This is a genomic window from Acinetobacter sp. YH12102 (assembly GCF_013419125.1).
GTDB lineage: Bacteria > Pseudomonadota > Gammaproteobacteria > Pseudomonadales > Moraxellaceae > Acinetobacter > Acinetobacter pseudolwoffii.
Genome location: NZ_VPAS01000031.1, coordinates 1 through 9,761, shown reverse-complemented (window position 1 = coordinate 9,761; position 9,761 = coordinate 1). Strand labels below are relative to the sequence as shown.

General features: G+C 42.6%; 7 protein-coding genes and 3 pseudogenes. All 10 read right to left on the bottom strand.

Features of this window, described 5'->3' with window-relative positions; translation table 11 throughout:
* Positions 1 to 120 precede the first annotated feature (120 nt).
* Positions 121 to 354: pseudogene (locus FTU42_RS14250) on the bottom strand (NAD(P)-binding domain-containing protein); the annotation flags it as partial.
* Between the two features lie 44 nt (positions 355 to 398).
* On the bottom strand, positions 399 to 1,058 hold the full coding sequence (locus tag FTU42_RS14245; RefSeq protein WP_100355911.1) for a methionine ABC transporter permease: 660 nt from the start codon (positions 1,056 to 1,058) through the stop codon (positions 399 to 401).
* Positions 1,039 to 2,109: a methionine ABC transporter ATP-binding protein gene (locus FTU42_RS14240; protein WP_159516747.1), complete on the bottom strand. Its 1,071-nt coding sequence runs from the start codon at positions 2,107 to 2,109 to the stop codon at positions 1,039 to 1,041. The genes FTU42_RS14245 and FTU42_RS14240 overlap by 20 nt, the downstream gene beginning before the upstream one ends.
* Positions 2,110 to 2,119: 10 nt before the next feature.
* Positions 2,120 to 2,950, bottom strand: a complete 831-nt coding sequence (locus tag FTU42_RS14235; RefSeq protein WP_100355913.1) for a MetQ/NlpA family ABC transporter substrate-binding protein — start codon at positions 2,948 to 2,950, stop codon at positions 2,120 to 2,122.
* Positions 2,951 to 2,999: 49 nt separating this feature from the next.
* The gene (locus FTU42_RS14230; RefSeq protein WP_159516745.1) at positions 3,000 to 4,406 is read right to left on the bottom strand and encodes an LLM class flavin-dependent oxidoreductase; all 1,407 of its coding nucleotides are present in this window, start codon (positions 4,404 to 4,406) and stop codon (positions 3,000 to 3,002) included.
* Positions 4,406 to 5,623, bottom strand: coding sequence for an SfnB family sulfur acquisition oxidoreductase (locus tag FTU42_RS14225; protein WP_159516744.1), 1,218 nt, complete (start codon positions 5,621 to 5,623; stop codon positions 4,406 to 4,408). Before FTU42_RS14225 ends, FTU42_RS14230 begins: the two co-directional genes overlap by 1 nt.
* 10 nt (positions 5,624 to 5,633) lie before the next feature.
* Positions 5,634 to 6,836, bottom strand: a complete 1,203-nt coding sequence (locus FTU42_RS14220) for an SfnB family sulfur acquisition oxidoreductase (RefSeq protein ID WP_100355916.1) — start codon at positions 6,834 to 6,836, stop codon at positions 5,634 to 5,636.
* Between the two features lie 277 nt (positions 6,837 to 7,113).
* Positions 7,114 to 8,232: a Fic family protein gene (locus tag FTU42_RS14215; protein ID WP_074382678.1), complete on the bottom strand. Its 1,119-nt coding sequence runs from the start codon at positions 8,230 to 8,232 to the stop codon at positions 7,114 to 7,116.
* 202 nt (positions 8,233 to 8,434) lie between these two features.
* Positions 8,435 to 8,608: pseudogene (locus tag FTU42_RS14210) on the bottom strand (ISNCY family transposase); the annotation flags it as partial.
* Between the two features lie 159 nt (positions 8,609 to 8,767).
* Positions 8,768 to 9,761, bottom strand: a pseudogene (locus FTU42_RS14205) (ISNCY family transposase); the annotation flags it as partial.

Genomic DNA, 9,761 nt, shown 5'->3' with positions numbered 1-9,761 from the left:
AATACCAACGAACAGCCCAAAGAATGATTTCACCTTGAAAGTGCCGACCGTGGAAGGGATTCATCTGCTGTATCTCGAAATAAATAAGATATTTAGCTTATCATGTCAGCCTATTTGCAACAGTGCCGAAATAAGTGCTTCAATATCCGCACTGGTGGGTAAACACGAAATAATGATATCCGCTTGTACGGCCTGTTCAATCGAAACCGCTTGTGTAGCAAATTGTGCTGCATGTGCTTGTGCTTTTGATTCGGTTCTATTCCAAACGCATACCTCTATACCGAGTTTTGGTAAATGTGATGCCATATGCCAACCCATGGCACCTAAACCGATAAATGAAACACTTTGAATCAAAACGTTATCCTCGTTACTTTTACTAAAGTTATTGTTTGCTGAATTTAAATTTTACGTTTATCGAGATGTTGGGCAAGCATGTCACCGCAGGCTTGCACCAGCATCACAATCACAATCAGTACCACAATCACGGCAAGCATAATTTGCATATCAAAGCGTTGATAACCATAACGATAGGCAATATCACCTAAGCCACCCGCACCAATCGCACCGGCAATCGCGGATGAGTTAATCATGGTCACAATGGTGACGGTAAAACCAGCCACAATGCCAGGCAGTGCTTCAGGTAACAGCACATGCCAAATAATTTGTTTTCGGTTACAGCCAATCGCCTGTGCGGCTTCAATCAAGCCCTGATCGACTTCACGTAAACTGACTTCGGCAATACGGGCAAAAAAAGGGGTTGCAGCAAGGGTTAAAGGCACAACTGCCGCCCAAACCCCATAACTTGTGCCAACAATAAAGCGGGTAATGGGAATTAAAGCGACCATCAAAATTAAGAAAGGAACTGAGCGGCTAATATTGACGATCCAGCCCAAGCTATGATTAATTTTTTTGGAAGGGTAAATCCCATGTTCAGAGGAACAGACCAGAATCACCGCCAAAGGTAAACCAATTAAAAAAGCCAAAAATGCCGAAACACCCACCATCAATAAGGTATCTGTTGTGCCGCTAATCAGAAGATCAATAAGTTGATTTTGCATAGCCGAGAACCTCGATGTTTACAATGTGTTGTTGTAGCTGGCTGGCAAGTGCCGCCAGATCGAGTTGGGTGTTTTCCACCGCCACAATAAAGGAACCGATCAAATGCCCCTGAATACTGTCGACATGGCTTTGATATAAATACACCGGCTGACCAAATGCTGCGGTTAAATCAGTTAAATTCGGTGCATTCACCAATGTAGTTTCATATCGCAGCTTTAAAACGCTGTGTGTAGTGGCTTCCGTTTTTGCAGCAGAAAGTTCAATCGGTAATTCGAGCTGTTCCAGGTTCAGCAACTCTTGGGTAATTTTTTGCTGCGGATTGGAAAACACCGACCACACTTGTCCTGACTCGACAATTTCCCCCTGATCAATCACCACGACTTGATCGCAAATTTCACGGATCACTTGCATTTCATGGGTGATCAGCACAATGGTAATACCTAATTTCTGGTTGATCTCTTTTAACAGCGCAAGCACGACGGAGGTGCTTTCGGGATCTAAAGCAGAGGTGGCTTCATCACAGAGCAGAATTTCAGGATGATGAACCAGAGCACGTGCAATACCGACACGTTGTTTTTGACCGCCGGAAAGTTGTGAGGGGTAGTGCTCCGCTTTATTTTCTAAGCCGACCAGTTGTAAAACTTCAGTGACCCGTGCATCGATTTCAGCAGCAGGATATTTGGCAATTTTAAGCGGCAGGGCAACATTCTCATGTACGGTTTTTGCCGACATCAAATTGAAATGCTGAAAAATCATGCCGATACGTTGGCGCAATTGGATTAATTCTTCATGATTTAAAGTGGCTAAATCTTGCTGATGGATATGAATATGTCCATCAGACATCCCTTCCAGACCATTTAGGGTACGAATTAACGAGGATTTTCCTGCACCACTTTTACCAATAATGCCGAAAATTTTTCCTTTTGGAATGTCTAAATTGATGTCTTTGAGTGCATGTACCTGTTTGCCTTGCACATGATAATATTTATTCAGTTGATGAATTTTGATATGCGGAATGGCAAACTCAACCGATGAACCGAAACTAACCATGGTATTTTCCTTATTTCCAGCCCGGGAACCAAAGTTTAGAACCAAAGTCGGCATCTAAAGCCGCTTTGACTTTTGGTGAATTTTGGTAAATATCGACAAACTTACGCAATTTTCCATCAACATCCTCATAGTCTTCACGCACGGCAAATAAAATCGCAAAACGTTTATCTGTATTTGAGTCGAACAATAAAGCATTTTCAGGATCCGCGGTTTTTGCCAGACGTAAATAATGTGGATAGCCAAATGCAAGATCCGCTTCATCAATGGCACGCGCAGTTTGTGGGCCTTCCACTTCAATGAATTGCAGTTTTTTCGGATTGCTGGCGATGTCTTTTAAGCTGGATAAAAAATTATCAGGTTGTTGCAGGCTAATCAGCTGTGCTTGTTGTAACAGTTGCAAAGCACGACCTTGATTGACTGGGTCATTTGGAATCACCACTTTGGCTTGATCAGGAAGCTCAGCAAAGCTGTTGTATTTTTTTGAATACAGACCGACATGGGTGGCAGCACCGACATCGAAGGCTTTAATTTTAAAATCAGTTTGTTTTTTTGCGTTATTTAAGAAAGGTTGATGCTGGAAGAAGTTGGCATCGATATCACCATGATTCAAGGTAATGTTCGGCGTATTCCAATCTGAAAATTCCACCAATTTAACATTCAGTCCTTGCACCTTGGCTTCTTCTGCCGCGACCTGTAAAGGTTTGGCAAAGGAAGGGCTTAGACCAATCACCAATTCATTGGAAGGGTTTGATTTTTGTTGATTCCAGATGATTAAACCAATCACGATGACCACCGTCACCACACCAATCAGTGTCCATTTTGTTTTTGCTGTTTGTGCCATTGCACACCTCTATATATTTTATTAAATCAGTTTTTATTGAGATTCATTTTTAAGCACGTTGTTTTTGTGCGGTTGCCTGTATGCCATAGCGGAATTGCTGCACAGGATGCTGCTCAGGCAGTCGATCACCGTTTTGGAACAATTTGTGGCGCAAACTGCCATCCTGATAAGCGGTTTTATAACGACCACGCTGTTGCAATTCCGGAATGACATAACGGATAAAATCTTGATGTGATTCAGGCGCAACGGTACGGGTCAGATTAAAACCATCGATGCCGGTGTCATCCAAGTATTGAATCAATTGCTCGGCAACATGGGCACCGCTACCAACAAAAATTGGATAACGTCCACCTAAAATGTGCTGTTTGCCAAGATCATTACGGGTGATGCTTTGCTCTTTAAATTTATTGTTGACCGAGACAATGCTGTTACTTTTTTGGTAAGGAATTGGCTCGTCAGGTGCAAACTGAGATAAATCGATACCGACTGAACTTGAATAATGCGCCAGACCCGCTTCAGGGCTGGCATAGTGAATATAATCCGCCAATTTTTCTTCAGCGAGCGCATCCGTTTCAGCACAAACCACGGTGATACCCACAAACAGTTTGAATGCTTCAGGATTACGGCCTTGTTGTGTGGCCAGCTCACGAATTCTGGCGACTTGGGCTTTCACTTTTTCAGCCGTGTCTGCACCAATAAATAGGGCTTCAGCATGCTGCGTTGCAAAAGCTAAACCACGAGGTGAAGCACCGGCTTGAAATAATACAGGGGTGCGCTGAATAGACGGTGCCACCTGGAACACACCCTGGCTTTGATAAAATTGGCCTTGGTGATGAATTGCATGCACTTTGCGTGGGTCGGTAAAAATACGATTGATCTTATCTTTTTGAATTGCCTCATCTTCCCATGAGCCTTCCCAAAACTGATAGCAGAGTTCTAAGAATTCTTCGGCTTGTTCATAACGCGTATCGTGTTCTTGTAAGCTGTGTTGACCGACCAAGCGTGCGGCACTGTCTAAATAACCGGTGACAATGTTCCAACCCATCCGACCTTGGCTTAAATGGTCGAGACTGGCAAAACGACGGGCAAATTGATAAGGCGACTCATAGCTTAAATTAACGGTAATCCCAAAGCCTAGGTGCTGAGTCACCGCTGCCATGGCAGAAACCAGTGTGGTTGGATCATGGCTGGGTAACTGAATCGATTCTTTTAAGGTCAGGTCTAAATTATTCTGATAGACATCATAGCTACCGGTGATGTCTGCAATAAATAACCCGTCGAATAAACCACCCTCCAGGGTCTTGGCTAAATCAGTCCAATAGCTGAGTTCATTAAAGCGATGGGATTGATCATTAGGATGTGCCCATAAACCATGGTTAATATGCCCGACACAGTTCATGTCAAAGGCATTCAGCAGTATTTTTTTTGCAGGATTTACTGATAAATGATGCGACATTAGAGCGTTCCTCGGCGTGGTGGCAGTACGGCATTCACGGCATAGTTGGCAATAAAGTAATATTTCCAACGGGATGCATCATGCAGGGTGTGTACCCGCGCATTACGCCAAAAACGATCCAAGCCATCTTCACGTTGGCTGCCACGGCTGCCAGCAAGTTCAATCAGTTTTGATGAGACTTTTAAAGTGGTTTCAGTGCTATGCGCACGCACTTTGGCAACATCTAAAGAAGCTTTAGCGATGTTCTCTTGGGTCGGTGAAGGTTTGGCCGCATCAATCGAACGAGCGGCCTGTTTAAGCAGGACTTCACTGGCACGGACATCGGCAATTAAACGACCCAGTTCGAATTTGGTCAGCGGATCATCTGTCGCTACATCGACCTTTGAGTCAATCCAAGGACGTGCTTGGCGTACACGAATTAATGTTTCTTCGAAGGCTGCACGGGCAATGCCGGTTTCAATCGCAGCATGCATCATTTGCGCAAACGGACCAACCAGTGTAGGTGATGAGAATGCCACATCAAATGGGACAATATCTTCTGCATTGACTTGCACTTGATGAAATTTGACTGAGCCACTGCCTGTGGTTTTTTGACCAAAACCAGTCCAGTCATCGGTGATGTCTAGTCCTGGGCTGTCGCGTGGTACAAAGACCAGAAATTCACGGTGGTGTTCATCTTTGACCAATGTTGGAATGCGGTGTGCAAACAAACTACCGGTACAATAAAATTTTTCACCGGAAATGTCATAGCCGTGTTCGGTTTTACGTAATATGGTCTGTTTTTGTGTAGAATTTTTGGTTTTGAACTCTGCAAGCGCATTGCCAAAACGTGCACCTTTTAAAACTTCGCCATAGAACTTTTGTTTTTGTGCAGGTGTACCGGTATTGCGTAACACTTCTAAGGCATAAAAGTGGTTTTGAGGAATCTGTCCGATTGAACCATCCACACCACTCATCAGTGCAATCACTTGCGCAACGGTATAACTGGATACATCAGCGCCGCCGTATTCTTTCGGCACGGTGATGGCCCATAAACCTGATTGGCTATAGGCTTCAATTTCCTCAAACGGCAAAATTCGGTCAGCATCACGTTGAATAGCGTTTTCTTTAAACTGGGCCGCAAGTTTTTTTGCAATCGCTAATGCCTCAGCATCCGAATGAATCACATGAATAGGCTGATTTTGCTGTAGGTAAATATTTTTTTGATACGATGTCATGACGCGATCCTTAAATCCAAGCATGGCGGGCAGGAAGGGTATTGTTGAGGTAATAGTCACCTAGAGCATGTAATTTCCAGCGAATTGGATCATGTAAGGTGTGTACACGTGCATTACGCCAGTGCTGGTCATAATTATGCTGCTGCAAACTTGCGCGGCTGCCACCGAGTTCCAGGAGTTTTTCTGAAATGTGTAATGCCGCATCATTGGCATAGACTTTTGCTTCTGCGACACGAATTGAGGCTAACGCGGCTTGTTGTTCAGTGAACTGGGTAAGTTGATCGAGTTCATCTAAATATTCAGCTGCTTCATCAAGCAATAAAATCGCAGCATCAAGCAGCACAATCGATTTGCCTACTTCTTGCAGGGTGTAATGTTCGAAGCTGGCTTTGTCTAAACCTGAATCAATGATGGGGCGTGCTTGTTTGACTGCAGAAATGGTGTCTGCAAGGGCAGCTTCAGCAATCCCGACATCAATCGCCACTTGCATGAGTTGTGAAAATGCCCCGCGATAATTCGGTTGATTTGCCAATAAACGCTCATCAAAAATGAGTAGGGGATTAACCTCGACATGGTCTAATTTGACCGTGCCACTTGAAGTGGTGCGCTGTCCAAAACCATTCCAGTTATCAATCACTTCAAGACCTGGTTGTGATCGTTCGACTAGCGTGAGCACCACATGTCCTTCCGGATGAATCGCTTTAATTGCCAGCCAGTCAGCAAAACTACTACCGGTTGAATAGAATTTTTCTCCCGTGACAAAGTAACGCTCATTTTCGATCGATAAGCGGGTATTTAGGGTTTTGCTGTCTTTGGTATTGCGCTCAGGGCCACCATTGGCGAGACGCTTGCCATGTAATATTTCGTTAAATACAAATGTTTTTTGTTGTTGTGAACCCATGATATTAATCATGTTCAATAGCGCAATCTGGTTCTGCGGAATTTGCCCTAAGCTTGAATCCGCCTTATTAATAATACGAAACACCTGTGCCAAGCTTTTATTCGACACAAAGGCACCACCGAACTCGCGTGGAATGCGAATTCCTCCTAAGCCTTTTTGACTAAACAAATTCACTTCTGCAAAAGGTAATTCACGATTTTGATCACGCTGGTTACGACCGCTGAGTGCAAAATCAGCAACATGATAAGCTGCATAAATCGCTTCACTATCATGTTCAATGACATGTGTATGCTTGGCAATGAGATAAGACATAAAGACACCTATAAATGAATGTCTTTAAGCTACGTTGAAACATATACGAAAATAAGTAATGAATTTTGAAAAAAATATGAATATAAATGTTAAATAGAAAATGAGCTAAATTTAGTCCTTTTTCCTATAAATTAAATATTTGAAATTTATGAATTTAATTTATAGGAACTTGTATCATGACGCTATATAGCAGTAATTTTGATATTTTCTGAATAAATAAATAAAAGTGAATAAATACGTATATTTAATACAGCATGTTTTTGATTGCTGAGCATCTCTATAACTGCGTATTGATCTGATAGCGTGTATTACGTCCACCACCTTCCAATTTGACGATACATTCTTTCTCAAGCAAGTCTGATAAATGGCGCGTGGCTGTTGCCTTACTGACTTTGGCAACCTTTTGATATTGTGAAGCACTAATACCATGTTCAAAACCATTTTCTCCGCCGTCTAATAAACGATTTAGAACTTTGCGTTGTTCTTCACTCAGCGCTAAATTTGAATATTTATGCCAAAACTGGCTTTTAAACAATGTTCGACTGATCTGCACTAAGGTTTTTTCAAGGCTATCATTCAATGTGTCTAGAAACCAAATCAGCCAATCAGTGATATTAGAATCATTTTTTTGGGTTTGTTCTAATATCTCATAGTAACTTTTACGTTTATTTAATATCGCAGTAGACATTGCATACAAACGGATACTCTGTTCATCCATTTGAGCTAGGGCAAGGTCTGTAAGTATACGTGTAATACGACCATTACCATCATCAAAAGGATGCAGAGTAACAAACCATAAATGGGTAATACCTGCACGTAACAGAGGATCAAGCAATGAATCATTCAGACTCTGATTGAACCACGCTATGAAGGCATTTAAGTGGTCTTCTAAGCCGTTTCTGGGAGGTGCTTCAAAATGTACTTTAGGGTAATCCAATCGACCTGAAACGACCTGCATAGGCTCTGACCCCCTAAGTTGACCAATCCTTAAACGTTGCATTGTCCAGTCTGGATCATTGAAAAGCCAACGATGCCATTGTGCGAGACGCGCAGCCGTCAGTGGTTGTTTAACATCGTTAAGTGCATCTAGCATGATATTGGCCAAACCTTCTGACCGATCTGAGCTTGGATAGGGCTGTTCAAGAGTGACACCCAAGCGTTGAGCTAGAGATGATCGTAATGAAAAAACATTGATGGTTTCATTTTCAATTGCTGATGAAGCAACAAGATTGGCAAGTAGAGTATCTAGAGTGAATTGTTCTTTTGCTAGATCATACTGACTTTGACCCAGAAGAATCCCTATTTTTTGATGTATCTGTCTGGTTTTAGGTAAGATAATCGAATCTTGCCATGTGAAATTTGTCCAGTTTTGGGCTTGCCAAATCCATTGCTGCATTTGCAATCTTTCTCTAAAAATCTCAGATGAGTTGAATATAGCATATATTCGGCTCAAATAATGATTCGAATATACTGCTTAATTAGCTCATTTATTTATCTAGGAGAGTTCTACCTGGGTTCTAAGCATGAGATTTCACATAAGAGATTGATGATTAAATAAATACTCCAAAGGCCCATGAATAGGGCGGTTATTCCGAAGTAGAAAGCCATTGCGATTTTAACCGCTCATCATGGCGATGATGCCGATGATGGTCAGGTTGACCACGACTGGCATGTACCATACCTGAAACACCAGCTTGATTGAGCTGCTGCAATCACCGGGTAATTTGACGGGTGGAACGACTCAGGGTTTCAGCAGCACGAATCTGGGTAATACGATGATCTCGAACTGTTTTAAATCCAGTCCATGATGGTGAAAACCATCATAAACCAGACATTTTTATTGGTGAGAATATAGACACTTTAAATGGGTTCTAACAGACTGTGTTATTCCCAAGTAGAAATGTCCTACCTAATAACCAAATAGAAATGTCCTATATGGACATTTCCAAGTCAAGCACAGGATTCAGATTTCGTTGTTGAATTGCTGTTTTCTGTGCACGTCTGCTTGGCATCTTTTGAGAACGATTGCGTTTGTTTTGTTGTTCCAGTTCTTCATGCTGTTGTTGGATATGATTCAGAACAACACCCAACCGTTTATTCTCAACAATCTCTCGCTGGTTGAGCTGACTTAATTTATCGAAGATGCTGTAATTGATCTTCCGGCCTTCATGCATGATGGCTACAGTACCATCCGGGTATTCTAGAAACTCAAGATATTTACCAATCAGCCTCTGGTTTTCTTCTGTACTCTCCAGGAGATATACACATTTATCATAAGTAATGGTCAGGCTATTGGTGACTCTACGTGGCTCTCGCCAGGTAAAAATATCATCTAATTACTCAGCTGTTTCGGTGGCAGAGCGGTGTAAGTTCTTAGGATTAAAGGACATCTTTGCAAACTTGAGATTGAACTGCTCAATAAAGCAGGGTAACCACTTATTCGCATCTGCAATCGAACTGATACCTTCCAGGCGCATCTCCTTAATCAGACGGTCCTGAAGGGTTCTGTTGGCCCGTTCCACCCGTCCTTTGGCCTGAGGGGAGTTAGCGAAGATGATATCGATATTGAGGGTACTGAGTACGCGTCCAAACTGGGTAATCTTGCTGTCTTTCTTGCTGCTTTGATTCACCCTAAAGACTGAATGTTTGTCGCTGTAAAACGCTAAAGGCTTACCATGCTGTTCAACATACAAGCGTGTCGAAATCATATAGTCAAAGGCTGATTCTGATTCACAGAAGCGTAAATGCTGCAATTTGCCTGTGGCATCATCGATAAAGACTAGCAGACAGCATTTAGCGGCTCTTCCTTCAAACCAGTCATGGTGTGAGCCATCGATTTGTACCAGTTCACCATAACAATCTCGGTTATATCGAGGCTGATATGGGCGTTTCAGGCGCTTGGAGCGAGGAATCCATAAATCGGCT

Coding starts and splice junctions, on each gene's coding strand:
- FTU42_RS14230 (WP_159516745.1), bottom strand. CDS start 4,406: ATGTCGCATCATTTATCAGTAAATCCTGCAAAAAAAATACTGCTGAAT.
- FTU42_RS14240 (WP_159516747.1), bottom strand. CDS start 2,109: ATGGTTAGTTTCGGTTCATCGGTTGAGTTTGCCATTCCGCATATCAAA.
- FTU42_RS14225 (WP_159516744.1), bottom strand. CDS start 5,623: ATGACATCGTATCAAAAAAATATTTACCTACAGCAAAATCAGCCTATT.
- FTU42_RS14220 (WP_100355916.1), bottom strand. CDS start 6,836: ATGTCTTATCTCATTGCCAAGCATACACATGTCATTGAACATGATAGT.
- FTU42_RS14215 (WP_074382678.1), bottom strand. CDS start 8,232: ATGCAGCAATGGATTTGGCAAGCCCAAAACTGGACAAATTTCACATGG.
- FTU42_RS14245 (WP_100355911.1), bottom strand. CDS start 1,058: ATGCAAAATCAACTTATTGATCTTCTGATTAGCGGCACAACAGATACC.
- FTU42_RS14235 (WP_100355913.1), bottom strand. CDS start 2,950: ATGGCACAAACAGCAAAAACAAAATGGACACTGATTGGTGTGGTGACG.